This window comes from Glutamicibacter sp. MNS18 (assembly GCF_026107515.2).
Lineage (GTDB): Bacteria > Actinomycetota > Actinomycetes > Actinomycetales > Micrococcaceae > Glutamicibacter.
Map to the genome: position 1 here is coordinate 1 of NZ_JAPCHW010000006.1, position 26,199 is coordinate 26,199.

Sequence of the window (26,199 nt, forward strand, 5' to 3'; positions counted from 1 at the left end):
AGATACCGGGCCTGCACCAGACCCAACACCGGCATCAATTCCCAGATCCCCAGGAACACCAGGATACCGATCAACCCCAACACCGGACGCGGAAGCCCGGTGCCCTTCTTCGCCGAAGCGGCCTTACGCCGTCCCTTCGGCTCGCTTGCAGTTACCTCGGTAGTCATGGAAGCAGTTTGTCCAGGTCAGCCGGATTACCCAGGGTGCCGTACTTCTGGGCAGCCTCGCCGAGCTTCTGGGCCGAATCACGATTGATCTCGGTCCGGAATCGGGGAAGAACCATTTCCGCGCGCACCTCGTCACTGATCTGGGTGTAGGTGCCCACGATGTCACGGACGGCGTCCGGGTTCTGTTGCGCGTATTCGAGCGACTTGTTCATGGCCCGGGTGAACTTCTCGGTCAGTTCCGGGTTCTCGTCGATGTAGTCGGAGGTGGTGAAGTAGACGGCCACATCCAGTTCCGGATCGAACTCGGCAAAGTTGGCCATCAGCATCCGGGCTCCTTCGTCCAGCGCGGTGCTCTGGAATGGTTCCAGGATCCAGGCCGCGTCGACAATGCCGTTCTCCAGCGCAGCCGGAGCGTCCGGGAACGGAACCTCGACGAAGTCGATGGTTGAAGCATCGCCTCCATCACGGTCCACCAGCTCCGAAATCGTGGTATCGCCAATGTTCGACAGGTTGTTCACGGAGACTTTCTTACCCGCCAGGTCCTTGGGCGCGGTGATGTCCGAGTCCGCTTTGACCAGTACCGAACCGACATCCGAGTTGGTATCGCCGGTGGTGGTGATGCCGTTGGCCACAACCTTCATACTCAGGCCCCTGTCATTGGCAACCATGAGCGAGATCAGGTTGGAGAAAGCGAAATCGTAGCTACCGGACTGGATTCCCGGGACGATGGCGGCACCGCCGGTGGCGGTTTCGATGGTCAGATCCAGGCCTTCCTCCTCGAAGAAGCCTTGGTCATCGCCGAGCCAGATAGGGGCGGTATCCACGATCGGGATGACGCCGACGGTGATCTGTTCCAGGGCACCGTTCCCGCCACCGTCCACGTCCCCCTCGGTACCGCCGGTGGGTGAGCCGGAGCCGCAAGCAGCCAACGCGAGAACCGCGAGGGATGAGAGCGCCAACTTGAGCGAGTTTTTCATGATGTGTCTCCGTTGTGGTGAGGTGCGCCGGGGCCAACCCGATTGAGCTGACCCCGGCACTTCTGCTGGGTTCCTACTTGAGGCTCATCGCGCTGATATCCGGTGCGCTGCCGATGAACTCGAATTTCTCGGCCAAGGCTGCCAGCTGCTCCAGTTCACTGGTTGGCACTTCTGCATTCCAGCTCTCCATCACCAGGGTCTTGGATTCCTCCGCATCCATGTTGATGAAGTCCGGCAACAGGGCCCGGACCAGGTCCGGGTCATTCTGGGTGATCGGCAGGATTTCCTGCATGGCTGCCTGGAAATCCTCGATGATTTCAGCGTTTTCCTCGGCGAATTTCGCACTGGTGAAGGTCACCATGGTCGGCATGCCGGGAATGGCCTCTTGGTTCGGATATCCCAGCAATTTGGTGGAGTCGTCCGCCAGGGCGCGGGACATGAAGGGTTCCGGAACCCACATCGCGTCGATGTTCCCGCGATCAAGCTGTGCCTGCATATCAGGGAACGGCATTTCACTGAACTTCAGGTCTGCCGGATTGGCCCCGTCAAGTTCGGTTGATTCCATGATCGTCAGGTCGCCCTGGGTACGCAGCGCATTGATCGCGGTGGTCTTGCCCACCAGATCGGCCCAGCTGTCGATTCCGGAGTCCGCCTTCACGATCACCGCGTTGGCATCCTCGCCCTCGGCTTTGGACGCGGAATAGCCCGTCACGATTTTCATGTCCAGGCCTCGGTCAACCGCGGTGATCACCGACAGCGGGTTGCCCACTGCGATATTCAGTTCCCCGGTGGATACCGCCGGCAACATTGCCGCTCCGGCGTTTGAGGTGTTCAGCTCGATATCCAGCCCATGCTTCTCGAAGATTCCCTCGTTGATGCCGTACTGCACAGCAGCTGATGGTGCGATCGGCAGGATACCGAGTACTACTTTGGTCAATTCCCCGTTGGCGGCATTGCCTGAATCGGTTTCGGTACTGCCGGATGGCGAACCGGATCCGCAACCGACCAAAGTCAAGGCGAGAATCGAGGCACCGGCCAGAATGGTAGAAAGGCGCTTGGTCATATTTCCCCTTCGTAAATACGTCCGCTCACCCCGTGCGAGTAAGCATTAATGTAGTGTGATCTACCCCACATATCAACCATATATCCACGATTGAAAAAGTCAATGATTGAAGTTGTAACGATTTACTAACGTGCCAGCGAATCCGCCAGACGGAATGGGGTACGCGCACAACGAAACGCCCGCCACCCCGGTTCGAAGTGCAACCGAACCTGGCCGGCGGGCCAACCGTGTGCTGCCCGGGCCGCTACATGGCAGCCGCTTCGCCGAACCGCTTGCGTAGATCTGCCTTGCGGATCTTGCCGCTGGCGGTGCGGGGCAGTTCCTCGACGAATATCGCAGTGCGGGGGATCTTGTAGCGGGCCAAGCGTCCGTCCAGGTGTTCGAACAGTTCCCGTTCGTTCAGGGTCCGGCCCTCCTTGAGCACCAGGATGGCTCGGGGTACTTCACCCCACTTCTCATCGGGCACCCCGATCACGGCCACCGATTCGACGTCGGGGATTTCCATGATGACCTGTTCGACTTCAGCCGGGTAGATGTTCTCTCCACCGGAAATGATCATGTCCTTCAGCCGATCCGAGATGTACAGGAAACCGTCGTCGTCCAGGTAACCCATGTCCCCGGATCGGAACCAGCCGCCCTGATGGTACGAACCGCCCGTGGCTTCAGGACGTTGCCAGTACTCGCTGATCACGTTCGGTCCGGCGATCAGGATCTCTCCGACTTCACCGGCCGGTAGCTCGCCGCCCAGGCTGTCGGCGATCCTCACATCGGTGAAGAAATGCGGCAGGCCGGCAGATCCCATCTTGGATCGGGCGTATTCGGCCCCCAGCGAGGTTGCCCCCGGGGAGGTCTCGGTCATGCCGTAACCGCCGGTAAATCCTAATCCCCTGGCTTCGTAGGCTTCCAGCACCCGGATGGGAACGGCCGAGCCGCCACAGGTGAGCATCTTCAGCGACGAGATGTCGGTGTTATCCCAGGCCGGATCCTCGGCCAGGAGCTGGTAGGTGGTGGGCACCCCGGATAACGAAGTCACATGGTACTTCTCGATGGCTGCCAACACAGCGGCGGGCTCGAAACGTTCCTGCAACACCAGCGTGCCGCCCTTGAGCAGGATCGGCAGTGCGCCCATACCCAAGGACGCGGTATGGAACATCGGTGCGATCAGCAGCGCCACGGATTGACTGGTCACGTCGTAGTCGACCAGTACGTTCATCGAATTCCAGGTCAGATTCCCGTGGGTCAGCACCGCTCCCTTGGGGGAACCGGTTGTACCGGAGGTGTACAGGATGATCGCGGGATCTTCCAGCCGCACAGCCAGATCCTGGCGCGTGGTCTCCGCACCGGTCATCGCCTCCTCGTAATCCGAGACTCCGCCCGGGGTATTGGCGGCTTCCAGGTAGTCACGTACCGGCGAATCCGCCATGGCCAGCACCGCTTGCTCACCTTGCGCTTCCAGGGCGATCAGCAGTTCGCTGCCCGAGTCATTCAGCGCATAGTTCAACTCGCGCGGTGCCAATCTGATATTCAGCGGCACGAAGATCGCGCCGAGCTGCCCGCAGGCGAACATGGTCTCGAGGAATGCCGGGTGGTTACCCCCCAGGAAGGCCACACGGGTTCCCTTGGTTACCCCTCGTGCGGCCAGCACGTTGGTCAGCCGGTCGATGCGAACGGCCAACTGGTCATAGGTCAGTTCGTAGTCGCCCTGGATCAGCGCGAGGCGTTCCCTGGACTTGATACGGCGTTTGTGGATCCAACTGCCCAATCCGTTATTTAGCATCATTTTCCCCCGTCAGGAACCGCCCGGCGGGCCAGCCGGGCGGGATTTTACGAAACAGAAGTACGTCAGGTGTTACGTGGACCCGGGGATCCGGGTTCCCGAGATACTGGTTGGCCAGGTGGTGGCGTCCGGGAACAACGCCACCACCGGTTCATGGGTGGCCCTTAGGCGTAGAAACGGTAGAGGCCGCGGGAGACAACTGCCGGCTTCGGCGCCCCTTCGACCTCGATGACCTGGTCCACGGCGATCTGGTAGCCTCCTGCCACCTCGGTGACCTCGGCAATCGTGCCCTTCATCCGGATCCGGGATCCCACGGGAACCGGGGAAGGGAAACGGACCTTTTCCAGCCCGTAGTTCACCTTGGTCTTCACACCGGTGACGTCGAACAGCTCGGTCCAGAAAGCGATTTGCAGGCTCAAGGTCAGGTACCCGTGGGCGATCGGTCCGCCGAAGGGGCCCTCCTTGGCCTTCTCCGGATCGGTGTGGATCCACTGGTGGTCATCGGTCGCATCGGCGAAGGTGTTGACCTGTTCCTGGGTGACCTCGCGGTATTCGCTGTAGCCCAGGTCCAGGCCTACGGTGGTGGCCAGTTCCTCGTAGCCGATCAGGGTCTTTGCCATGGTGTTACTCCTTTGATTCTCGAAAATTGCGGTGCCTTGTTGCGCTCTTGCCGCCACAGGACGGTGTGGACATTCCTAGCGGAACGCCCCGATGCCGGTAGATGCTCGCGCGATGATCAACGAATTGATCTCGTGGGTTCCCTCGTAGGAATAGATCGCCTCGGCATCCGCGTGGAACCGGGCGACATCGGTTTCCAACAGAATGCCGTTACCGCCGCAGACCTCACGGGCCAGGGACGCGGTTTCGCGCAGCATCCGGGCCGTGAACATCTTGGCCATGGCCGAGGCCTCGTCCTTGTAGATTCCCGCATCCTGTTGCTGTGTCAGCCGCACCACCATGCTCAGTGAGGCGTTGACGTTGGCCTGCATATGGGCGAGCTTCTCCTGGATCAGCTGGAAGGAAGCCAGCGGCTTGCCGAACTGGTTGCGCCCGCTCACGTACTTCAGGGCCGCCTCGTAGGCTCCGGCGGCCACACCGGCGGCAATCCAGGCGACATCCGAGCGCATATTGCGCAGGCAGGCGGCCACATCGGCGAAGGAGTTGATATTCTCCAACCGGGCAGAGGCCGGCACCCACACATCCACCAGGTCGATATCCGCGTTCTGCATGATGCGCAGGCTGGTTTTCCCGCGCATCTTGGTGATCGACAGCCCTGGGGCATCGGTGGGGATCAGAAAGCACTTGACCTGTTTGTCGTTGGTGTCACGGGCGAAAACCGCGAGGACGTCGGCCTGTGCCGCACCGCCGATCCAGCGCTTTGCGCCGCTGATCAGCCACCCGTCCTCCCCATCGCGCACCGCGGCCGTGGCGGTGGTGGCCAATCCCCCGGCAATGTCCGACCCGTGTTCCGGTTCGGTCAGGGCAAAAACACCCTTGAGCTGATAAGAGGTGATCAACGGTTCCAGTTCGGCGACCTGTTCCGCGCTGCCGCCCAGATTCACGGTGGTGCGAAACAGCCCGGCTTGGGCATTGTAGAAGGTGACCACCGAGGCGTCCACGCGGCCGATCTCGAAATTGCGGAACCCTCCATACAAACCCGAAGGTTTCACCCCGGCTTCGCGTAGCTCCGGCGGATCCATCAGGTCCGCCTCGACCAGCGGGGCGATGATCTGCTCGGGGAATTCCCCGCGCTCCCAGTAGTCGTTGACGACCGGTCGCACATGCTGGTCAAGCACGGTGCGTAACCGTACCAGGGCCGCCTGCTCCGGTGCCGAGAGCAGGTCCCAGTTTCCGTACAGGTCGCTGACCGGAGCGTGGCTCATGATTGCGCCACCCCCAAGACCGTCATGGCGTTGGACTTCAGGATCCGTGGCCGCACCTCATCGCGCAGCGGCAGCTGCTCGAAGGCGGCAAGCCACTTCTGCGGGGTGATGAGCGGGAAATCGGTCCCGAAAAGCACCTTGGAGGACAGCACGTTATTGCTCATCCTCACCAGGGACTCGGGAAAATACTTGGGACTCCAGCCTGACAGGTCGATGAAGACATTGGCCTTGTGGGTGGCGATCGAGTTCGCTTCCTCCTGCCAGGGCACCGAGGGGTGGGCCATGATGATGCGCAAGCCCGGAAAATCCGCAGCCACATCATCAAGCAGCAGCGGGTTGGAGTAGCGCAGCTTGATACCCCTGCCCCCCGGCAGTCCCGCACCCATACCGTTTTGCCCGGTGTGGAAGATCGCCGGCAAGCCCAACTCCTCAAGAACCCGCCACAGCGGATAGTACCCGGTATCCGAGGGATCGAACCCCTGAAGCGACGGGTGGAATTTGAAACCGCGCACCCCCAGCGCGTTTGCCTGGTACCGGGCATCATCCATGGCCGATTGCCCGCGTCGCGGGTCCACCGAACCAAAGGGGATCAGCACGTCGTTGTTCCGGGCGCACCCGGCGACCAGGTCCTCCACCGAGTTCGGTTCATGGCCCAACGCGGTGCGCGCGTCCACGGTGAACACCACTGCGGCCATGCCCAGTTCGCGGTACACCTCGGCGATCCGATCGATGGAGGGGGTACGCTCAGCAGATTTGAAGTAGGCCGCTGAAGCCTCGAACAGGTCCTCGGGCATGGCCTTGTGGCCGCACTCGTCGACTTCGAGATGCACATGCATGTCTATGGCATCCACGGCGTCGAAGTCCACACCCAGTTCGTATCGTATGCTCATGATGCGCCGGCCTTGCTACTTGGCGATCTGTGCAGCGAGTTCCGCGGGCAGCTCGGGGAACTTCTCCCCCACGGACTGCAACTGGCTGGCGAACAGGACGTTGAATTGCTCCTGCAAGGTGGCGTAATCCCAGCCCCCGTCGTGGAACTCGGAGGCCACCGCCTCGGGGTGGCTCCACAGTTGCAGGCGGTCCCCACCCACGCCGATGGCCTGGCCGTTGACCTGCTGTGCCTCGTCCGAAGCCAGGAAGGCGATAATCCCTGCGACATCATCGGCGGTGCCGAAGCCCAGCTCCTTGCGGTAGAAGTCCGGCATGGCTTCCCCGCGTTCGTCTGCATCCACTGCCGGACGGAAGAAGGGCACGGTCTTGGTCATTTCGGTGGCGGCCACCGGGATCACTGCGTTGGCAGTCACCCCCGCACGCTTCATCTCCAGTGCCCAGGTGCGCACCATTCCCACGATGCCGGCCTTGGCGGCAGCGTAGTTGGTCTGGCCGAAGTTGCCGCGTTGACCCGTGGGCGAACCGATGGCGATGATCCGACCGGCAATGTTGTTTTCCTTGAAGTAGCCGTAGGCCTCACGCACGCAGGTGAAAGTGCCACGCAGGTGCACGTTGATGACCAGGTCAAAGTCCTCATCGGTCATCTTCAGCAACGACTTGTCGCGGAGCACTCCGGCGTTGGTGACAAGGATGTCAAGACGGCCGAAGTGTTCCAGTGCGCCGGCAACAAGTGCTTTGGCGGTTTCGGTGGAGCCGACGGCGGCGGCAACACCCGCGGCCTTGCCCCCGGCATCGATGATGCTGGCTACTGCCGCATCCACCGTGGCCTGGTCGATGTCATTGACGATGACCGAGGCGCCCTGCCGGGCCAGCTCCTGCGCATAGCTCAGGCCCAAGCCTCGACCGCTACCGGTAACTACTGCAACTTTCCCTGCCAATGACATGAGATCTCCCTTGGTCTTGTGGTTCGCTGGTCGTTGCCCCACGCAATGGATCGTGGGAACCTTACTGATATACATAACATCTTTAATTCTTGAAAAAGTCAATGGTTTATTTTTTCATATATCTCGGGAAGGATGGGGACATGGCAGCAAAGGGCTCCACCAAGGCATCGAAAGCGGAACTGTTCATGAGAAGTAACCTCGCACAGGAGCTCGAATTCCTGGTTGCACGGATGCGCGCCGCCGGCTCCGCACGGGCCAACAAGGCCCTGGAGCCATTGGGGCTGAAGGTCCGTTCCTACTCGGTCCTGTCCCTGGCCTGCGACGACGTTTCCCCAACGCAACGCGACCTGGCCGACTTCCTCTCCCTTGATCCGAGCCAGATCGTCCCGCTGGTTGACGATCTGGAAAAACGCGGGCTGGTCACCCGGATTCCCGACCCCGCCGACCGCCGTTCCAAGGTCGTGATCGCCACCGATGCCGGCCAGCGGCTGTATACCGAGGCACGCAAGGCCACTGCACGCAGCGAGGCCGAGGCCCTGACAATGCTCAGTGAAGCCGAGCGCGCCCAGTTACGCGATCTGCTGTCCAGGGTGGCCCTCGCCACCCCGTAACCTCACCCGATGCCGCGAGGGTTTTTCTCATTCAATGAGACAAGGGGTGCTGAAATGTCTACCCGCCGGGCAAGGTGGAGGGAAGAATCCCCGATCCACTTCCCCGTCATCCATCGGTCGTCCTTGGGCTTTTGATATCGATGGGTAATCCACACTGAGTTAGGCGGCACCCGTTATGAGCGTTGCTCCACGCATCATCAAGACCCAGGTCGGCATCATCGGTGGCGGGCCCGCCGGGCTGATGCTTTCGCACCTGTTGGCCAAGAACGGCATCGAGAACGTGGTTGTCGAGAAACGCGATCACGAGACCATTCGAAACACGCACCGTGCCGGGATCCTCGAGGCCCAGGCCGTGACCATGCTCACCGATACCGGAGTCGACGGACGCGTTCTCACCGACGGCGACGAGCATGCCGGAATCGACCTGCGTTTTAATGGTGAATCACACCCCCTTGATTTCCGTGACCTGGTGGACGCAACCGTCACCCTGTACGCGCAGAACGAGGTCTTCGTTGACCTGGCCGCAGCCCGCCAGCGCGATGGCGGTGATATCCGCTACGAGGCCGAGGTCACCGAGATTATGGATCTCGAGACCGAAACCCCGAAATTCCGCTTCACCGACGCCGATGGCCAGCTGTACGAGGTCCACGCCGACATCATTGTCGGCGCCGATGGCTCGCGCTCCTTCGCCCGCCGCCAGATGCCCGAAGGCAAACGCAACGACTTCAAGGTCGAATACCCCTTCGCCTGGTTCGGCATCCTCACCGAGGCCCCGAAATCCGCTCCGGAATTGATCTACGCGAACTCGCCCCAGGGGTTTGCACTCATCTCACAGCGTTCTGAGACCGTGCAGCGCATGTACTTCCAGTGCGACCCGAACGAGAAGGTCGAAAACTGGAGCGAGGACCGGATCTGGGATGAGCTGCAACAACGCGTCGCCGGCCCGGACGGATTCGAGCTGAAGACCGGACCGATCTTCGACAAGACCGTCCTGGGTTTCCGCTCCTTCGTGCGCGAACCACTCTCCCACGGGCGCATGTTCCTGGTAGGCGATGCCGGACACACCGTTCCCCCTACCGGCGCCAAGGGCCTGAACCTGGCCTTCGCCGATGTCAAGGTGCTTTTCGAGGCCATCGACTCGTTCTACAGCACGAAGAGCCCGACCCTGCTCGACGGATACTCCGACCTGGCGCTCAAGCGCGTATGGAAGGCCCAGAACTTCTCCTACTGGATGACATCCATGCTGCACACCCCGGTGAATGCCGACCCGTTCATGACCCGCCGCGCCCTGGGCGAACTGGAAACCGTCACTTCCTCACGGTACGGGCAGCAATACCTGGCCGAGTCGTACACCGGCTGGCCCCACGCCTAGATCCCCACTACATTCACACCACATCGAAAGGAGCACACAGTGAGCGTCGAAACCACACAGGACGAATCATTCAAGAACGCGCATGTCCTCGATCCAGCGGCCACTGCTGTTTCGCAGGAAGAGATCTCCGAGGAAATCAACGACATCCACGAGTCGTACCGCCAGGAGGTCCTGGCCGGGAAGAAGCCCGAGACCCAGCCTCGCGTCGACTTCGCTCCCTACCGCTCGTCGCTGTTGCGCCATCCCACCAAGGACCTGCACCACACCGACCCGGAGACCATCGAGCTGTATTCCCCCGCTTTCGGACAGCGTGACGTGCACGCGCTGGAAGCCGATTTGACCATCCAGCACAACGGCGAGCCGATCGGCGAGCGCATCGTGGTTGCCGGCCGGGTGCTGGACGGCGACGGACGCCCGGTGGCCAACCAGCTGATCGAGATCTGGCAGGCCAACGCCGCTGGCCGTTACGTGCACAAGCGCGACCAGCACCCGGCACCGATCGACCCGAACTTCACCGGCGTGGGCCGGGCCATCACCGGACCGAACGGCGAGTACTCGTTCACCACCATCAAGCCGGCCCCGTACCCCTGGAAGAACCACCACAACGCCTGGCGCCCGGCACATATCCACTTCTCGCTGTTCGGCACCGACTTCACCCAACGCATGATCACCCAGATGTACTTCCCGGGCGACCCGCTCTTCGCATTGGATCCGATCTACCAGTCGATCACGGACCAGGATGCCCGCGACCGCCTGGTCGCCACCTACGACCACTCGATCACGTCCCACGAATGGGCCACCGGATACAACTGGGACATCGTGCTCACCGGCAGCAACCGTACCTGGATGGAAGACGAAGAGGGAGACCACTAAATGGCACAGGCACCAGAACTCAAGCTCGTCCCCACCCCGGGACAGACGGTCGGCCCGTTCTACGGCTACGCATTGCCCTTCGAGAAGGACAACGAGCTGGTCAACCAGGCCCACCCGAACTCGGTACGCCTGCACGGTGTGGTTACCGACGGCAAGGGCGAGGTCATCCCTGATGCCCTGCTGGAAATCTGGCAGGCCGACGAGAACGGCAAAGTCGTCTCGCGCGACGGTTCGCTGGTCCGCGACGGTTACACCTTCACCGGCTGGGGCCGGGTAGCCGTGGACAACGTCGGCCACTACACCTTCACCACCGTGAACCCGGGCCCCACCGAAGAGGGCAAGGCCCCGTTCATCATGTTGACCGTATTCGCGCGCGGCCTGCTCAACCGCCTGTTCACCCGCATCTACCTGCCGGAGGACACCGCGGCGCTGGCCAAGGACCCGCTGCTGGCTTCGCTGCCCGAGGATCGCCGCCAGTCGCTGATCGCCGCCCGTGAGGAAGACGGTTCACTGCGTTTCGATATCCGCCTGCAGGGCGAGAACGAGACCGTGTTCCTGTCCTACCCGCGCGAGAACTAGGTACGGGAACGACACCCCGCAGCTGTTTCGCCCCGGTCACCGGCCGGTGAAACAGCTGCGGGGTTTCGTTGGTTCGACAACCGAGTAATTATTCTTCGAGCACTTATCCCACGGGACTAACAGCGACAAGAGCTCTAACCCGTCCCGAGCGTGCTGCACGACCGGTTCTCGCAGTGCTTCTGGAAAGAACCTAGAGTATGGATTGATTAAGACGTAATGCTCCCCGCGCCCGCGGGGATGAGCCCGTAGGGTTCCAGCGCGGCCTTTATCTACTGCGATGCTCCCCGCACCTGTGGGGATATGAGCAGTTGACTAGGACCAAATCAGCTAGATAACGAGTGGCCACTCGCCCACAAGTATGAGGGCCGCACGCGCGGTGTTTCATTCGTGTAAGGAAATAGCCCCCGCTCGCACGGGTCGCTGGAACAGCTGCGCGGTCGTGCAAGTTCGACGACCTAGACCCAAGATGGATGACAAAGTGAGGAAGTGGATGGACTCCATGGACTACGGGGTACTGACCCCGGCCTGGGCCGGCACCCCCGCCGCGGCGCAGGCCACCGATGCGGCTTTCGTGCAAGCGATGCTTGATGTGGAAGCGGCCTGGGTGCGGGTGCAGGCCGATGCCGGACTCTGCTCCGCACAGGACGCGCTGGCAGTTACCGCCATTGCCCGGGTGGAAAAGTACGATCTGGTCTCCCTGGCGGCCAGGACCCCGGATGGCGCAAACGCACTGATCCCGCTGCTGGGTATGATGCGCGCCGCATTAAAGGAATCCGGAGCCGCAGCCTCGGCCTCCACCGCGCTGCATCGGGGCGCCACCAGCCAGGACATCATCGATACCGCCCTGATGCTGATCGCCTCACGTACCCTCGCCGTCGCCACCGGTCCGTTGCGCCGGGCCGCCGACGGCCTGGCCACTCTGGCGCAGGCACACCGGTCCACCGTCTGCGTGGCCCGGTCACTGACCCAACATGCCCTGCCGATGACCTTCGGGCTGCGGGCGGCCAACTGGCTCTCGGCCCTGCTGGCCGCAACCCGACAGCTCGAAGCAGCCAGGCTGCCGCTGCAGTGGGGTGGCGCGGTCGGCACCCTGGCCTCGCTGGACCAGTTCCTGGCAGTGCGCGAGACCATTGCCACCAGTGGCGAACTGAGCGACAAACTAGCCGAGGAACTCGGCCTGTCCAACCCCGGTGTCCCCTGGCACGGCAACCGTATCCCCGTCACCACCCTGGGTGCCGCACTCGGTGGCGTCATCGCGGCCCTGGGTACCTTCGGTGCGGATGTACTCACCGCCTCCCGCCCGGAAATCGCCGAGTTGTCCGAACCCCGCGAGGCCGGAAAGGGCGGATCCTCGGCCATGCCGCAGAAGCAGAACCCGGTGCACTCGGTGCTGTTGCGCAATGCCGGGTTCAGCGCCCCGGGCCTGGTCGCCACCCTCTTTACCGCGGCAGGAACCGCGGTGGACGAACGCCCCGACGGTGGATGGCATAGCGAATGGTCGGCCCTGCGCGAATTGCTGCGGCTAGCTGCGGGCGCGGCCGATCATGCCGCCACCCTGGCCGAGGGCCTGAACGTGCACGAAGACAAGTTACTCAGCAACCTCCAGCTTTCGGGAGACGCGGTGCTCTCCGAACGCATTGCCACCGTACTCGCCCCGATCTTCCCCGGCGGCAAACCGGCTATCCAACAACTAGTCATCGATTCCCTCACCGGCTCGACCCGGCTGCGCGACCTGTTGCGCTCCCAGCTTCCTGTTTCCGCATGCTCGGACGCAGACCTAGACAACCTCCTGGACCCCTCCGGCTACCTCGGCTCGGCAGACCGTTTCATCACCCACGTACTGGCCGAATTCTCGGCATGGAAGGAATCATGGCAGCCCCAGCACTAACCCCCTCCCTGCTTCATGCAGATAGCTCTCTTCCCACCTTGGTGGTCGGCCCTTCGTTGGGCACCGCCTCCCTGCAACTATGGGGCTCGGCCCTGCCCTACCTGAAGAACCACTTCCAGGTCGTGGCCTGGGACCTTCCAGGGCACGGTGCCAGCGCACCATCCACCGAGGGCTTCTCGATGCAGGACCTCGCCGCCGGTGTCCTGACACTGGTTGATGACCTGCACACCGACGGTGTCATCAGCAATGGCTCGAAGATCTACTATGCCGGGGTCTCCATCGGCGGGGCCATCGCCTTGCAGCTTGCGCATGACGCCCCCGGCCGGTTCAGCGGATTGTCGGTGATCTGCTCGGCTTCGAAGATCGGCACCCCGGAGGCTTGGAACGAACGTGCGGCCCTGGTGGCCGAGGCAGGAACCCCGACCATGGTCGTCGGCTCGGCGCAGCGCTGGTTCGCTCCCGGGTTCATCGAGGAAAACCCAGTGGTCTCCACCAACCTTCTGCACAACCTGCAGGACGCCGATCGCTTCGCCTACGCCCACGCCTGCGGTGCCTTGGCCGGTTTCGACCTGCGTGAGGCACTGCCGAAACTCTCGGATCCGATCTTGGCCATCGCCGGAGCCCACGACCAGGTCTGCCCACCAGCCGATGCCGAATTCATCGCCGAGCATGTCCAGCGCGGCGATGCCGCCGTGGTCGACAAGGCCGCGCACCTGGCCCCGGCCGAGGATCCGGAAACAACCGCAAAGCTGCTGGTCGGCTTTTTCGCATCCGCCAAATAGGAGAATTTACAACTAATGAATGATAACGAACGTCTCCCCGGGGACACCTACGACGCCGGAATGGTGGTGCGCCGCGAGGTGCTCGGCAACGAGCACGTCGACCGCGCCAGCAGCAACTCAAACGAGTTCACCGACGAATTCCAGGAAATGATCACCCGCTATGCGTGGGGCACCATCTGGACCCGTGACGGCCTGCCGCGCACCACCCGCAGCGCCATCACACTCACGGCGATGATCGCCGGCGGCTACTGGGAAGAATTGGAAATGCACGTGCACGCAGCCCTGCGCAACGGCATGACCCCGGATGAGATCAAGGAAGTCTTCCTGCAATCGGCCATCTACTGCTCGGTCCCGGCCGCCAACGTGGCCTTCAAGATCGGCAAGCAGGTCCTGGCCGAATACGAGAACAAGTAGATCCGCTTTCGCCATCGCTTCGGCTTCGCTGCCACCACCTGATGGCTGCGAAGCCGAAGCGATTGACAGTTTACGGAAGATACCCGAGACATCCCTTCTGATCTGGCAGGGAAATTCGGCGGATTTCCGCGTCCAAGACTGGTGCAGAAAATCGCCGCTACAGGTATCGATGGGTTTGGTCACGAATGGATATGAAGTAGGTGTGAAGCCTGTGACTCCGTATGAAACAATGAAAAGTTGGAGCAGCGCCAGCCTCGACTCTTCAAGTAAATGCCGAGAAACATAGGCTGGACGAGTGGTAGCCGGTAAAACTCACCATGCCGTATCAGGCACCTAGCGGGTCGACCGTGACATTACTGTCAGTAGATCCACGCCGGTGGTACGACTCTGTCAGGACACCTGCAACCCGCAACAACCGTAGGATGGTTCCATGCGCATTGCGATCCTTGACGACTACCAGAACGTCGCCCTGTCCCTGGCCGATTGGGATTCCCTCAATGCCAACACCACGGTGTTCACCGAATACCTGGGCACCGACGACGACACCATTTGCCGCGTTCTGGAACCCTTTGATGTCATCGTCGCCATGCGTGAACGCACGCCTTTGACCGCCACACGGCTACAACGCCTACCGAATCTGCGCTTGCTGGTAAGCACCGGGATGCGCAATTCCTCAATCGATCTGGAGGCCGCCCGCTCCCGGAACATCACGGTTTGCGGGACGAACGGCAGCCCCACTGCCGCAGCCGAGCACACCTGGGCACTGATCATGGCTGCCGCCCGTCGGCTGGATGTCGAGTTGTTCTCATCTGCCAAGCCACGGGCCGCGGGACACCCCTGGCAACAGACTCTGGGTATGGGGTTGCATGGCAAAACACTGGGTATCTACGGTTTGGGCAGGCTCGGGTCCCAGGTGGCCCGGCTCGGGCAGGCCTTCGGGATGAAAGTGATCGCCTACAGCCGGAACCTCACCTCAGAGAAAGCAATCGAGGTCGGAGCCGAACTGGTCGGTGAAAAGGACTTGTTCACCCGCAGCGACGTGCTCTCGATCCATCTCAAGCACTCGGAACGCACCACGAACATCATCGGCAGGCAGCAGCTTGGGTTGATGAAACCCTCATCCGTCCTGGTCAATACCTCACGCAGCGCCATCATTGAACGGCAGGGCCTTATCGACTCGCTGCATGCCGGTACTCCGCGATTGGCAGCGGTGGACGTTTTTGACAACGAGCCCCTGCCTGTCAACGATGCGCTTCTGTCGGCACCGGGGGTCATTGCCACACCACACCTGGGTTATGTCACCGAAGACCAATACCGTCTGTTCTACGCCGATGCTGTCGAAGCGATCAAATCGTGGAGAGACGGGAACCCGGTGCGTGTCCTGGGCTGATTGTCCGCACCCTAACGGCTTCCGGACCGCGCCTGCAGTGCGGGTCGGGGCACAAAGAAGAAGTGCAGGATCGCCACCACCGCTCCCCATCCGGCACCGATTAGCAGGCCCACCATGACATCCGAAACCCAGTGGTGTCCCAGGTAAATGCGTGAGGCTCCCATGGAAAGCACGAAGACCGCAGCCATGACCGAGAGCCACCACCGCCAACGGTAGAGTCCGTACACAATGGCCAGGTAGGTGATGATGCCGATCAAGGCAGCCGCGTTCAGCGTGTGGCCACTGGGAAAGGAATAGGATTCCGGAGGCGGGAACTGCGGATCCAGCCCCACGGGCCGGTCATGCTGCACCAGGCGTTTGAGCACTATGGTCAGCACAACCGATCCCAAGGCCGCGAATGCCGCCGTCGCCAGCGGCCACCAGGTCTTTCGTGCCCAGCACAGCCAGAGCGTCAAAACCAGCATCGTTGCGGTCATTCCCGGAGTGGACCCCCACCAATACAACAGTTTGGCGGCAGCTTGCAGACCGGCCACCTGGTGTTCGGCCACCCAGTTGTAGACCGGCAAATCCACGTCATCGACCCAGCCACCGACGCTTAATGCAACCACCACCCTGCGGGTGAAATAGAACATGGCTACGATCAGCCCGAAGATGATCCAGCCGATCTGGGACGGCCGCGACTTCGAGCCTCGTCGGAAGTACCAGGAAGAACGCATGTCTTTCATCGTAGTGGCTCTGTAACCTGCGGAAGAATGATAACCATGACGATCAAAGTACTGGCCATCGGCAAGAAGCATGAGTCCTGGGTGGATGAGGGCATCTCTCGCTACGAGAAGCGGCTGAAGAAACCGTTCGACTTATCTTGGCAGCTACTGAACCACTCGTCTCGGGAACACGATGCGGCGCGCACCGAGGAGTCGGCCCGTATCCTTGGCAAAATCGATGACCGGGACTTCGTGGTATTGCTGGACGAACGCGGCAAGAACGTGGATTCCCCCACCCTGGCCAATACGCTGCGCACTCCCATTGATTCCTCACGCAACGTGGTCATCATCATCGGCGGGGCCTATGGAGTGGATCCTTCGGTGCATGCCCGAGCCAATTTCACGTGGTCGCTGTCCAAGCTGGTCTTCCCCCACCAACTCGTCCGCCTGATCCTTGCCGAACAGCTCTACCGCGCGCAGGACATCCTGGCTGGCGGCAAATACCACCATGTCTAAACTGCCCCGGATGGATAGGGGCTCCGGCTACTGACCAATGAAGCCTCCAAGACCTCGGTCAATGGCTGCACCCTGATGTCGCTGTTCCAACCCTCCCTCGCAGGTGCCAAGGCCCTTTGAGCACGAGACCGTCGAGGGGACTACTCCCGATAGGCAGGCCTGCAATTCAGCGAAAATTCCACATCGCGAAAGGTAATTGTTTCGTATTGTGGAATTTATTTATTTCCTTGCGAAATTCTTGTGATTCACCTTACAGTTGTTTCATTCTTCGATGTGGCACACATCTCGGAGCATCCAATCTCAGGAGCAGCCATGAAACACGCATCACCCGAAGCCTCTGCCAAGACGAAACCGGCTCGTAAACAGCGTTTCTACAAGTCCTTGTTCTTCCAGCTCGGCGTTGCAGTCTTAGCCGGGGTCCTCATAGGACATTTCTGGCCCACTATCGGCTCCCAACTCAGACCGCTGGGTGACGGCTTCATCATGTTGATCAAAATGATCATCGCCCCTTTGATTTTCTTGGTTATTGTCACCGGCATCGCGGCGGTGGGAGATGTCAAAGCTGTAGGACGCGTTGGAGTGAAAGCGCTGGTCTACTTTACCGGCGCGACGCTCTTTGCCTTGGTTTTCGGGCTCATTATCGCCAATATCTTCCAACCCGGCGCCGGACTGAACATAGACCCCGCAACGCTTGACGGCTCCGCCCTCGATGAAAAGACCGGCGAGGCGAAGGGTGCGGCAGACTTCATCCTCGGCGTCATCCCGGTCAGCGTCATCGGCGCATTCGCCGATAACAACCTGCTTCAAGTGCTCTTCTTCTCCTGCTTCTTCGGCGCGGCCATCGTGGTCGTGGGTCAGGAACGTTGCGCACCCTTGCTCGCGGTATTTGAGAACGTGTTGGAACTGATTTTCAAGGTCATGAGCTGGGTCATGCGAGTCGCCCCGCTTGGAGCCCTCGGCGCAATGGGCTTCATCATCGGTCAGTACGGCATCGAAACCCTCGGCACCTACGCAAAACTCATCGCCGCTTGCTACGCCGCGGGCCTGTTGTTCATCGGAGTTCTTTTCCTCATCGCCTGGGGCTTCGCACGGGTGCCCCTGTGGCAGTTCATCAAATACACTCGTGAGGAATTTCTGCTGGCGCTGGGCACCGCATCCACAGAATCGGTAATGCCGCGCATCATGACGAAACTTACCAACGCCGGCTGCTCGCGAGCCACCACTGGGCTTGTTGTGCCCACCGGCTATTCATTCAATTTGGATGGGGCCGCCATTTATCTTTCAATCTCGCTGCTCTTCCTCGCACAGGCCTTCGGCCACAACTTGAGCTTCGGGCAACAACTGGCAGCCTTGGGTGTCCTGCTGTTGACTTCCAAGGGCATGGCTGGGGTTCCGGGATCCTCGTTCCTGGCCCTTTCCGCCACTGCAGCGGCTTTGGGAATCTTCCCTGTAGCAGGGGTCGCCCTGCTGCTCGGTGCAGACCGCATCATGGACTCCATGCGAGTCGCCGTCAACCTCCTAGGTAACTGCGTGGCCACCTTCGTTGTAGCCAAATGGGAAGGTCAATTCGACCGCGATGTCATGAAGCGCGCGTTCGCCGGTGAGATCACCAACGAAGATACCGCTCGCATGCTTGGCAAGGAGGAAGAGTTCGAGGCAGCCGAAATTGCCCGTCTCGCCGCCGGACAACAGCCCTCACCAAAATTCGGTGGTGGCCCTTCCCCCGATGCCATTCCCGAAATCGAGGTGCGCAACAGTCAGCGTTAGGTCCCATAGGACCGGGGATTCGACCAAGTAGGGCGCTGTTCCCCATGCTGGATGGCTTACGGGATGTTACACGATTCCCTTCGAAGCTAACTAGTTCATCCAACTACATAGCGTGCTTCCAGGACTCATGCTCCCTGGAAGCACGCTTTCTGTATTCAACGGCAAGCCAGCTCCTACATTCCCGACGTGCCCCGTCAAGCCAAACTTGCAGCACGCCAACTGCAGCCATTTCCTTGCGCTCCAGCCTCGACGATCAGAACGGTGTCTGCTGCCGTCAGGTCAGTTCCTCGCCGGAATCCGCCAAATGCTGGTCCGTTTGATCCTTGCCGAACAGCTCTACCGTGCGCAGGTCATCCTGGCTGGTGGCAAATATCACCATGTCTGACAGTCTCTACACTCCTTGACTTTCCAATTTGGAAAGACAAGACTTTCCATAACGGAAAGTTGGTGATGTATGCACTCGAGGGAACCGCCCGGGCCGAGGCCCGATGAGGCGGCCAGGATGCTGGCCGCCGCAGACCATGCGTCGACGAGAATGATCACCACCAGCGATTCCTCCCGGAGCTTTGGCCTGGTAGTCGTTGCACTGATGGCCACCATCATCTCCTTGAAGGATGTGGCTTCGGGGACCACCTTGCTGTGGCTCGCAGCGCTTTTCGTGCCCCTGACCGTGTGGCAAGCCACCCGCACCCGCAAACGATCCAAACGTCGTCCGTTGCTCGATGGTTCCGGAACGTACGGCTTGTACGCTTTCGCCGGAATGGTCATCGTCCAGTGCCTGCTGCTGTGGAATGCCCAGAGTGGCTGGGAGATCGGCGCCAAGTGGATCGTCTCCTGCACCGTCTTGTGCAGCCTGTTCGCCCGCATGCAGGAAGCCCTGGACAAGGACCGGGTCAATGACGGAAACCGGCTATCCGTGTAGTCCGATTTATGCCGTCCCGAAAACACGGGAGGTAGCGAGAACACCCCAATGAAAAGAGCGCACATGTCAGCCCAGCAGCCGAAACCCTCGGTTCCGGAAGCCGCCGCGCTGCTGGCCTCCGCCCGGCGTGCCGCTACCCAGAGCGCGGAACGAACCGAGGCACCCCGTTACCTCCTCACCTGGGTGGCGCTGGTATCGGCCGCGATCTTTTCGCTCCACGGGATCATCGACCTAACGGTCTGGTACTGGTCGTTGTCCGCCTACGTGGCCCTGGGCATCTGGTACTGGCTGAGCGCACGGAAACGGCCCAAAGCGCGTACCGTGCTCCGTCATTCCAGACGGTACATCCTGTTCATGCTGCTGCTGATGTTCGTGATGCAGTTCGGCAATTTCTGGGTCCCAGAGACCCCGTGGCTCGTGGCCGCCAAGTTCCTCGTACTACTTGCCGTCTTCTGGATTGCTATGTGGGCCATGCGTTCGGAAACCATCAAAACGCGTCTCGAGGACGGGCATGAACGCAGCATCTGATGGGGCACGCTTCGACGACCTGATCCACGCCCCGATCCGGCTGCGCCTGTGCGCCAGTCTGGCCCCGGTACAGTGGGCCGAGTTCTCCCACCTCCGCGAGGTCCTGGGTGTCACGGACTCGGTGTTGAGCAAACACCTCAAGCAGCTCACGGATACCGGATACGTCCAGGTTGAACGTTTTACCAAGCTCGGACGCAGCCATGTGCGGGTGTCATTGACCTCGGCCGGACGCAGGGCCTACGTCGGGCATGTGGCCGCACTGCGCGATATCACGGCGATCGGGGAATGATTCAACACGTCGGTTCCGGAAAGTAGGATCAAGACCATGAGCGATATCCTTTCGCGTTTTGGCGCCCCGACCCGCAAGTGGTTCAGCGATGTCTTCCACCAGCCCACCAGCGCCCAAACTGGTGCCTGGGATTCCATTTCGGCCGGCCAACACACCTTGGTCATCGCTCCCACCGGCTCGGGTAAGACCCTGGCCGCTTTCCTCTGGGCCCTGGATTCACTGCTGAACACTTCCCCTCCAACCCCGGTGCTTCCCGGGTTGGAGGAACCTGCTGCCAGCCAAGGCACCCGCGTGCTGTACATTTCCCCGCTGAAAGCCCTGGGTGTGGATGTTGAACGAAACCTGCGCTCCCCCTTGGCCGGTATCCGGGCTACCGCCCATGAGCTGGGTATCAGCCAGCCAGCCGTGACCGTTGGTGTACGCTCGGGCGATACCCCTGCCGCCGAGCGCCGTTTACTGGTGAAGAATCCTCCGGACATCCTGATCACCACCCCCGAATCCCTCTACCTGATGCTCACCAGCCAGGCGCGCTCGACCCTGGTCACCGTGGACACGGTGATCATCGACGAGATCCATGCGATGGCCGCCACCAAGCGCGGCACCCATTTGGCGTTGTCCCTGGAGCGGCTGGACAACCTGCTGGACAGACCAGCCCAACGCATCGGCCTGTCGGCCACGGTCGAGCCACCCGAGGAGGTCGCCCGCTTCCTGGGCGGGTCCGCGCCGGTGAACATCGTGCGCCCGCCGGCTTCCAAGCAGTGGGAGCTGAGCGTCCGGGTACCGGTGGAAGACATGACCGATCTTCCCGCGGCCGCGGCGGCCCACGACGCCGGGCCTGGTTCCTCCCCGACGGCTGGGGCCAGCATCTGGCCACATGTCGAGGCGCAACTGGTGGACCTGGTGCTGGAGAACCAATCCACGATCATCTTCGCCAACTCCCGCAGGCTGGCCGAACGTCTCACCGGAAGGTTGAACGAGCTCTACGCCGAACGCGAGGGTTTCAACGCACAGGACATCCCAGCTTCCAGCCCGGCCGCCATCATGGCCCAGGCCGGCTCCAGCGCGGCCGCGCACCCGGATGCTCCGGTACTGGCCCGGGCCCACCACGGTTCGGTAGCCAAGGACACCCGTGCAGAAATCGAGGAGGACCTGAAGCTCGGACGATTACGCGCGGTGGTGGCGACCAGCTCGTTGGAGCTGGGAATCGACATGGGCCTGGTTGACCTGGTGATCCAGGTGGAATCCCCGAATTCGGTAGCTTCCGGGCTGCAGCGGGTGGGGCGCGCCGGACACCAGGTCGGTTCGGTGTCGCGCGGGATGTTCTATCCAAAGCACCGCGCCGATCTGCTCTCCACCGCCTTGGTGGTTTCCCGGATGCGTGCAGGGCAGATCGAGAAGATGGCCATCCCGGCCAATCCGCTGGATGTCCTGGCCCAGCAGACCCTGGCAGCGGTGGCACTGGAGGATCTGGAGGTGGAGGACTGGTTCGACACCGTGCGCCGCTCGGCCCCGTACGCCCAATTGCCGCGTAGCGCTTTTGTGGCCACCCTGGACATGCTCTCGGGCAAGTATCCTTCGGACGAATTTGCCACCCTCAAACCCCGGCTGGTGTGGGATCGGGACGCCGGCACCCTCACCGCACGGCCAGGCGCCCAACGCCTGGCAGTGATTTCCGGCGGCACCATCCCGGACCGCGGGTTGTTCGGCGTGTTCCTGGCCGGTGCCGAGGATTCCAAGGCACCCAAACGAGTAGGCGAACTCGATGAGGAAATGGTCTATGAATCCCGCGTCGGGGATGTCTTCGCCCTGGGTGCCACCAGCTGGCGGATCGAGGACATCACCCACGACCGGGTGCTGGTCTCCCCGGCATTCGGCCAACCGGGCAAACTGCCATTCTGGCACGGGGACGGACAGGGACGCCCGATCGAGCTGGGCCGGGAGCTGGGACGTTTCACCTCCGGGTTGCTGGCCGCGGAACCTCCAGCCGCCCTGGAGCGGTTGCGGGCCGAGGGTCTGGATGAGTTCGCCGCCAGGAACCTGCTGAACTATCTCACCGAACAGAAACAGGCCACCGGATCGGTGCCCAGCCACCAGACCTTGGTGATCGAGCGTTTTGTGGACGAGCTGGGTGACTGGCGCGTTATGCTGCATTCCCCGCTGGGCTTGGCTGTCCATGCCCCGTGGGCGTTGGCGATCGGTGCCCGGGTGCGTGAGCGCTGGGGCCTGGATGCCTCCGCCATGGCCGCCGATGACGGGATCGTCTTGCGCATCCCGGCCATGGATGACGACCCGCCGGGTGCCGAGCTGTTCAGTTTCGCCGATGACGAGATCGTCGATGCGGTCACCACCCAGGTGGCCAATTCGGCGCTGTTTGCCGCCCGTTTCCGCGAGTGTGCCGCCCGGGCCCTGCTGCTGCCGCGCATCAACCCGGCCAAACGCACTCCGCTGTGGCAGCAGCGCCAACGCGCCAGCCAGCTGCTGGATGTGGCCCGCAAGTACCCTGATTTCCCGATCATCCTGGAGACCGTACGCGAATGCCTGAATGACGTGTACAACCTGCCGGCCCTGGTCCAGGTGCTCAAGGACATCGCTTCGCGTGGCATCCGGCTGGTTGAGGTGCAGACCCCCACCCCGTCCCCCTATGCACAGTCGTTGCTCTTCGGTTATGTGGCGCAGTTCCTCTACGAGTCCGATGCCCCGTTGGCCGAACGCCGTGCGGCAGCGCTGAGCCTGGACCCGGTGCTGCTCGGTGAGCTGCTGGGGCGCAATGACGTGCGTGAGATCCTCGATGCCCGGGTGATTGAGGCTTTCACCGGCCAATTGCAGCATCTGGCCGCAGATCGCCGACTGGCCGGGCTTGAAGGAGCAGCCGACCTGTTGCGGCTGCTTGGCCCCCTGACAGTTGCACAGCTTGCCGCACGGTTGCGTAGTCCGCTGGTTCCGGAAACCTGTCTGGACGAGGCCACGGCACGCAGCCACGCCGAGTCGCTGGTCGCTGCCCGGCGGGCCTTTCCGCTGCGCCGGGACGGCAACACCGTTTATGCGGCGGTGGAGGATGCCGGCAAACTCCGTGATGCGCTGGGTACGCCGCTACCCCCGGGGATCGCGCAGGCCTTCCTGGAACCAAGCGGTACCCCGGTGGAAGACCTGCTTTCCCGTTTCGCCCGAACCCACGGACCCTTCACCCCTGACGAGGCGGCTGCGGGATTGGGTCTGGGGGTGGCCGTGGTCCGCGCGATCCTGGACTCGCTGGTGGCCGCTGGCAGGTTATCCACCGGAGCCTTCCGCCCGTTGGAACTTGTCCCCGAGGGGATCGGCGGTGACGAATATTGTGATGTGCAGGTTCTGCGTACCATCCGCACCCGCTCGCTGGCGGCCCTGCGCGCCGAAGTTGAACCGGTGGACCAGCCCACCTTCGGACGTTTCCTGCCAGCCTGGCAGCAGATCGGTTCCGCGCTGGAAGGTCCGGATGGGTTGTACGAGGTGATCACCCAGTTGGCGGGGGTACCGCTACCGGCCAGTGCCTTGGAATCCCTGGTGCTGCCTGCCCGGTTAAGGCGGTACGCCCCGGCATACCTGGATGAATTGACCAGTTCCGGGGATGTGCTCATTTGCGGGGCCGGGGCGGCTGGCGGCAAGGATGGCTGGGTCAGCCTGCATCCGGCCGAACATGCCGCGCTCACGATAAAGCCCGGGGAAACCGGGGAACTGGATGCGCTGGCCCGGCGGGTACTGGACTCACTGGATACCTCCGGCGCTTATTTCGTGGAGGAACTGGCGCATCGGGTGGCTCGCGACGGGGAGCCTGAACCCACCCCGGCCCTGGTCGCCGAGACCTGCTGGGAGCTGTTCTGGGCCGGATTCATCAGTCCCGACACCTTCGCCCCGGTACGCAGCTACCTGGCCGGAGGCAGCACAGCGCACAAGATCGCCAAGCCCACTCCCCGTGCCCGGGCGGCACGGTTGAACCGGCTCTCCGGTTTGACCCGTTTGGCAGGCGCGTCTGCCAACCAGAGCGGACCGGCCCGTACCGGCGGGGCGCGTTGGAGCCGGTTGCCGCAACCCGTGTCCGATCCAACCATCCGCGCCCATGCCTCGGCCGAGGTGCTCCTCGAACGCTATGGGGTGCTCACCCGGGGGTCGGTGGCGGTCGAGCAGGTTCCCGGTGGCTTCGGCACACTGTACCGGGTGCTGTCCAAGGTGGAGGAATCCGGGCACACCCGTCGCGGCTACTTCATCGAAGGATTGGGGGCCGCCCAGTTCGCTTCCTCCACAATCATCGACAGGTTGCGCAGCTTCCATACTGAAGCACAGGTCCCGCGGCGTACCGTACCGGTGCTGGTGCTCGCAGCCACCGATCCCGCCAATCCGTACGGTGCAGCCCTGGCTTGGCCCGCCAGCGATACCGGGCATCGCCCCGGACGCAAGGCCGGGGCGATGGTGGGGCTTGTGGACGGTGAGCTCGCCCTGTACCTGGAGCGTGGGGGACGTACCGTGCTGGCTTTCGGTGAGCCGTCCGAGGAGGCCCTGGGGCGTCTGGGCCGGGCGCTGGTCGATTCGTTGCGTACCGCGGCGGTGGACAAGATCGCCATTGCCACGGTGAACGGCCAGCCGGTCCTCGAGCACCGCCTGGCCCGGGCCCTGCTGCAGGCCGGTTTCTACACCACGCCGCAGGGAATCCGCTTCCGGCGCTGAATCTCCGCCTTGCAGTGGGGTTAGCGTCGCTTCGAGCGGCAGGCCAGCACCCACAACGCGGACATTACTGCCACCGCTGCGGCAGCAATGAGCCCGGTGACAGGCAGGATGGAGGCGCAGAATTCGGGGACACCGGGAACACTGAGCAGCCTCTGTGTCCACTCGGCAATCAACCCAACCACCTCATCACGAGTTAGAAACTTAAATGTACCAATAGAAGCTGTGTCATTACAGCATTTGAAAGTACGACTAAGTGAATTTCGATAACTTCCAGATGTCTTGCCGCGCGACAATCCGCTACCGGCTAGTAGATTGGATCCCACACCCCGATTTTGCAGGAGGTCCGATGCCCGAAGGAGACTCCGTCTACCGGCTCGCCCGGCGCTTGCACTCGGCCCTGGCGGGAGCGGACCTGACACGCACCGAATTCCGGGTGCCCCAACTGGCCGGCACCGACCTATCCGGCTGCCGGGTAATCCAGGTCGTGGCCCGGGGCAAGCACCTGCTGATCCGCCTCAAGGCCGACCGGCCGGATATATCCGGCCAGCTATCCCTGCATTCGCATCTGATGATGGAGGGGCGGTGGGACCTGTATGCACCGGGCCAGCGCTGGAAACGTCCGGCCCATACCGCCCGAATGGTTCTTGAAACGGCCACCATGGTGGCCGTGGCCTTCGAGATCCAGCAGCTGAGGTTGCTTCCCACCGACCAGGAACACGAAGTGGTCGGGCATCTCGGGCCGGATCTGCTGGGCCCCGACTGGGATGCACATCTGGCCACCGGGAACCTGTTGCGTGAACCGCAACGGCCCCTGGGCACGGCGCTGCTGGACCAGCGGCTGCTGGCCGGTGTCGGTAATATCTACCGCTGCGAGATACTCTTCCTGGCCAGGCTCCATCCCGAAACCCCATGTGCCCAGGTCGAGAACCTGGACACGGTGGTGAGCCTGGCACACCGGCTGTTGCAGCTCAACAAGGACCGCACCCGCCGGGTCACCACCGGCCTGGCACACAGCCGCGAACCGTTTTGGGTTTACGGACGCACCGGCAAACCCTGCCTGCGTTGTTCCACCCCGATTCGGCAGATCGCCCTGGGCGACGATTTCGGGGCCACCGAAAGAGACTGCTATTACTGCCCGGCCTGCCAGAAGCTGGAAGAATAGCCCCT

At 62.2% G+C, this 26,199-nt stretch carries 23 protein-coding genes and 1 pseudogene; 16 read left to right on the forward strand and 8 right to left on the reverse strand.

The features are described from left to right. Positions 1-163: 163 nt before the first annotated feature. The 7 genes from OK351_RS09825 to OK351_RS09855 all read right to left on the reverse strand — a co-directional run bounded on the left by OK351_RS09825 (position 164) and on the right by OK351_RS09855 (position 7,702). On the reverse strand, positions 164-1,144 hold the full coding sequence (locus OK351_RS09825) for an ABC transporter substrate-binding protein (RefSeq protein WP_265158389.1): 981 nt from the start codon (positions 1,142-1,144) through the stop codon (positions 164-166). A gap of 73 nt (positions 1,145-1,217) precedes the next feature. Beyond that, a complete protein-coding gene (locus OK351_RS09830) occupies positions 1,218-2,207 on the reverse strand; it encodes an ABC transporter substrate-binding protein (protein WP_265158390.1) in 990 nt (329 codons plus the stop codon). Positions 2,208-2,451: 244 nt separating this feature from the next. Next, positions 2,452-3,984: an acyl-CoA synthetase gene (locus OK351_RS09835; protein ID WP_265158938.1), complete on the reverse strand. Its 1,533-nt coding sequence runs from the start codon at positions 3,982-3,984 to the stop codon at positions 2,452-2,454. A gap of 164 nt (positions 3,985-4,148) precedes the next feature. After that, positions 4,149-4,604, reverse strand: coding sequence for a MaoC family dehydratase (locus tag OK351_RS09840; RefSeq protein ID WP_265158393.1), 456 nt, complete (start codon positions 4,602-4,604; stop codon positions 4,149-4,151). 75 nt (positions 4,605-4,679) lie between these two features. Beyond that, the gene (locus tag OK351_RS09845) at positions 4,680-5,867 is read right to left on the reverse strand and encodes an acyl-CoA dehydrogenase family protein (RefSeq protein WP_265158395.1); all 1,188 of its coding nucleotides are present in this window, start codon (positions 5,865-5,867) and stop codon (positions 4,680-4,682) included. Then, the gene (locus OK351_RS09850; protein ID WP_265158397.1) at positions 5,864-6,757 is read right to left on the reverse strand and encodes an amidohydrolase family protein; all 894 of its coding nucleotides are present in this window, start codon (positions 6,755-6,757) and stop codon (positions 5,864-5,866) included. The genes OK351_RS09845 and OK351_RS09850 overlap by 4 nt, the downstream gene beginning before the upstream one ends. Before the next feature lie 15 nt (positions 6,758-6,772). Beyond that, positions 6,773-7,702 (reverse strand): SDR family NAD(P)-dependent oxidoreductase, encoded by a 930-nt coding sequence (locus OK351_RS09855; protein WP_265158398.1) that lies wholly within the window; start codon positions 7,700-7,702, stop codon positions 6,773-6,775. A gap of 140 nt (positions 7,703-7,842) precedes the next feature. Here OK351_RS09855 and OK351_RS09860 point away from each other — a divergent pair, with 140 nt between their 5' ends. From OK351_RS09860 to OK351_RS09895, 8 genes are all read left to right on the forward strand, one after another. Next, the gene (locus tag OK351_RS09860; RefSeq protein ID WP_265158400.1) at positions 7,843-8,313 is read left to right on the forward strand and encodes a MarR family winged helix-turn-helix transcriptional regulator; all 471 of its coding nucleotides are present in this window, start codon (positions 7,843-7,845) and stop codon (positions 8,311-8,313) included. Between the two features lie 175 nt (positions 8,314-8,488). Continuing rightward, a complete protein-coding gene (locus tag OK351_RS09865; RefSeq protein WP_265158402.1) occupies positions 8,489-9,685 on the forward strand; it encodes a 4-hydroxybenzoate 3-monooxygenase in 1,197 nt (398 codons plus the stop codon). A 39-nt stretch (positions 9,686-9,724) separates the two neighbouring features. Next, on the forward strand, positions 9,725-10,558 hold the full coding sequence (gene pcaH, locus OK351_RS09870) for a protocatechuate 3,4-dioxygenase subunit beta (protein WP_265158404.1): 834 nt from the start codon (positions 9,725-9,727) through the stop codon (positions 10,556-10,558). Continuing rightward, positions 10,559-11,137: a protocatechuate 3,4-dioxygenase subunit alpha gene (gene pcaG / locus OK351_RS09875; protein ID WP_265158406.1), complete on the forward strand. Its 579-nt coding sequence runs from the start codon at positions 10,559-10,561 to the stop codon at positions 11,135-11,137. A 490-nt stretch (positions 11,138-11,627) separates the two neighbouring features. After that, the gene (locus OK351_RS09880; RefSeq protein ID WP_265158408.1) at positions 11,628-13,025 is read left to right on the forward strand and encodes a lyase family protein; all 1,398 of its coding nucleotides are present in this window, start codon (positions 11,628-11,630) and stop codon (positions 13,023-13,025) included. Next, entirely contained in the window at positions 13,007-13,807 is an 801-nt protein-coding gene (locus tag OK351_RS09885) for an alpha/beta hydrolase (RefSeq protein WP_265158410.1), read from the forward strand. Before OK351_RS09880 ends, OK351_RS09885 begins: the two co-directional genes overlap by 19 nt. A gap of 15 nt (positions 13,808-13,822) precedes the next feature. Beyond that, the gene (gene pcaC, locus OK351_RS09890; protein ID WP_265158411.1) at positions 13,823-14,221 is read left to right on the forward strand and encodes a 4-carboxymuconolactone decarboxylase; all 399 of its coding nucleotides are present in this window, start codon (positions 13,823-13,825) and stop codon (positions 14,219-14,221) included. Between the two features lie 430 nt (positions 14,222-14,651). Beyond that, the gene (locus OK351_RS09895; RefSeq protein ID WP_265158413.1) at positions 14,652-15,611 is read left to right on the forward strand and encodes a D-2-hydroxyacid dehydrogenase family protein; all 960 of its coding nucleotides are present in this window, start codon (positions 14,652-14,654) and stop codon (positions 15,609-15,611) included. An 11-nt stretch (positions 15,612-15,622) separates the two neighbouring features. Here the strand turns inward: OK351_RS09895 and OK351_RS09900 are convergent, their stop codons facing one another. Next, the gene (locus tag OK351_RS09900) at positions 15,623-16,327 is read right to left on the reverse strand and encodes a phosphatase PAP2 family protein (protein WP_265158415.1); all 705 of its coding nucleotides are present in this window, start codon (positions 16,325-16,327) and stop codon (positions 15,623-15,625) included. Between the two features lie 45 nt (positions 16,328-16,372). Between OK351_RS09900 and OK351_RS09905 the strand changes: the two genes are divergently transcribed. The 8 genes and pseudogenes from OK351_RS09905 (at position 16,373) to OK351_RS09940 (ending at position 26,194) form a co-directional block, all read left to right on the forward strand. Further along, a complete protein-coding gene (locus OK351_RS09905) occupies positions 16,373-16,831 on the forward strand; it encodes a 23S rRNA (pseudouridine(1915)-N(3))-methyltransferase RlmH (protein WP_265158417.1) in 459 nt (152 codons plus the stop codon). 312 nt (positions 16,832-17,143) lie between these two features. After that, positions 17,144-18,598, forward strand: a complete 1,455-nt coding sequence (locus tag OK351_RS09910; RefSeq protein WP_265158419.1) for a cation:dicarboxylate symporter family transporter — start codon at positions 17,144-17,146, stop codon at positions 18,596-18,598. A 307-nt stretch (positions 18,599-18,905) separates the two neighbouring features. Further along, positions 18,906-18,983: pseudogene (locus tag OK351_RS09915) on the forward strand (23S rRNA (pseudouridine(1915)-N(3))-methyltransferase RlmH); the annotation flags it as partial. A gap of 69 nt (positions 18,984-19,052) precedes the next feature. Continuing rightward, positions 19,053-19,520, forward strand: a complete 468-nt coding sequence (locus tag OK351_RS09920) for a hypothetical protein (RefSeq protein ID WP_265158420.1) — start codon at positions 19,053-19,055, stop codon at positions 19,518-19,520. Between the two features lie 63 nt (positions 19,521-19,583). Continuing rightward, positions 19,584-20,048, forward strand: coding sequence for a hypothetical protein (locus tag OK351_RS09925; protein WP_265158422.1), 465 nt, complete (start codon positions 19,584-19,586; stop codon positions 20,046-20,048). Continuing rightward, a complete protein-coding gene (locus tag OK351_RS09930; protein WP_265158424.1) occupies positions 20,032-20,337 on the forward strand; it encodes a transcriptional regulator in 306 nt (101 codons plus the stop codon). Before OK351_RS09925 ends, OK351_RS09930 begins: the two co-directional genes overlap by 17 nt. A 36-nt stretch (positions 20,338-20,373) precedes the next feature. Then, on the forward strand, positions 20,374-25,032 hold the full coding sequence (locus tag OK351_RS09935) for an ATP-dependent helicase (RefSeq protein ID WP_265158426.1): 4,659 nt from the start codon (positions 20,374-20,376) through the stop codon (positions 25,030-25,032). A 346-nt stretch (positions 25,033-25,378) separates the two neighbouring features. Continuing rightward, a complete protein-coding gene (locus tag OK351_RS09940) occupies positions 25,379-26,194 on the forward strand; it encodes an Fpg/Nei family DNA glycosylase (protein ID WP_265158428.1) in 816 nt (271 codons plus the stop codon). The last annotated feature ends 5 nt before the right edge of the window (positions 26,195-26,199 follow it).

Excerpts from the sequence above, each read along its gene's own strand:
- OK351_RS09825 (WP_265158389.1), bottom strand. The coding sequence starts at position 1,144 with ATGAAAAACTCGCTCAAGTTGGCGCTCTCATCCCTCGCGGTTCTCGCG.
- OK351_RS09830 (WP_265158390.1), bottom strand. The coding sequence starts at position 2,207 with ATGACCAAGCGCCTTTCTACCATTCTGGCCGGTGCCTCGATTCTCGCC.
- OK351_RS09835 (WP_265158938.1), bottom strand. The coding sequence starts at position 3,984 with ATGCTAAATAACGGATTGGGCAGTTGGATCCACAAACGCCGTATCAAG.
- OK351_RS09840 (WP_265158393.1), bottom strand. The coding sequence starts at position 4,604 with ATGGCAAAGACCCTGATCGGCTACGAGGAACTGGCCACCACCGTAGGC.
- OK351_RS09845 (WP_265158395.1), bottom strand. The coding sequence starts at position 5,867 with ATGAGCCACGCTCCGGTCAGCGACCTGTACGGAAACTGGGACCTGCTC.
- OK351_RS09850 (WP_265158397.1), bottom strand. The coding sequence starts at position 6,757 with ATGAGCATACGATACGAACTGGGTGTGGACTTCGACGCCGTGGATGCC.
- OK351_RS09855 (WP_265158398.1), bottom strand. The coding sequence starts at position 7,702 with ATGTCATTGGCAGGGAAAGTTGCAGTAGTTACCGGTAGCGGTCGAGGC.
- OK351_RS09860 (WP_265158400.1), top strand. The coding sequence starts at position 7,843 with ATGGCAGCAAAGGGCTCCACCAAGGCATCGAAAGCGGAACTGTTCATG.
- OK351_RS09865 (WP_265158402.1), top strand. The coding sequence starts at position 8,489 with ATGAGCGTTGCTCCACGCATCATCAAGACCCAGGTCGGCATCATCGGT.
- pcaG (WP_265158406.1), top strand. The coding sequence starts at position 10,559 with ATGGCACAGGCACCAGAACTCAAGCTCGTCCCCACCCCGGGACAGACG.
- OK351_RS09880 (WP_265158408.1), top strand. The coding sequence starts at position 11,628 with ATGGACTCCATGGACTACGGGGTACTGACCCCGGCCTGGGCCGGCACC.
- OK351_RS09885 (WP_265158410.1), top strand. The coding sequence starts at position 13,007 with ATGGCAGCCCCAGCACTAACCCCCTCCCTGCTTCATGCAGATAGCTCT.
- pcaC (WP_265158411.1), top strand. The coding sequence starts at position 13,823 with ATGAATGATAACGAACGTCTCCCCGGGGACACCTACGACGCCGGAATG.
- OK351_RS09895 (WP_265158413.1), top strand. The coding sequence starts at position 14,652 with ATGCGCATTGCGATCCTTGACGACTACCAGAACGTCGCCCTGTCCCTG.
- OK351_RS09900 (WP_265158415.1), bottom strand. The coding sequence starts at position 16,327 with ATGCGTTCTTCCTGGTACTTCCGACGAGGCTCGAAGTCGCGGCCGTCC.
- OK351_RS09905 (WP_265158417.1), top strand. The coding sequence starts at position 16,373 with ATGACGATCAAAGTACTGGCCATCGGCAAGAAGCATGAGTCCTGGGTG.
- OK351_RS09910 (WP_265158419.1), top strand. The coding sequence starts at position 17,144 with ATGAAACACGCATCACCCGAAGCCTCTGCCAAGACGAAACCGGCTCGT.
- OK351_RS09920 (WP_265158420.1), top strand. The coding sequence starts at position 19,053 with ATGCACTCGAGGGAACCGCCCGGGCCGAGGCCCGATGAGGCGGCCAGG.
- OK351_RS09925 (WP_265158422.1), top strand. The coding sequence starts at position 19,584 with ATGTCAGCCCAGCAGCCGAAACCCTCGGTTCCGGAAGCCGCCGCGCTG.
- OK351_RS09930 (WP_265158424.1), top strand. The coding sequence starts at position 20,032 with ATGAACGCAGCATCTGATGGGGCACGCTTCGACGACCTGATCCACGCC.
- OK351_RS09935 (WP_265158426.1), top strand. The coding sequence starts at position 20,374 with ATGAGCGATATCCTTTCGCGTTTTGGCGCCCCGACCCGCAAGTGGTTC.
- OK351_RS09940 (WP_265158428.1), top strand. The coding sequence starts at position 25,379 with ATGCCCGAAGGAGACTCCGTCTACCGGCTCGCCCGGCGCTTGCACTCG.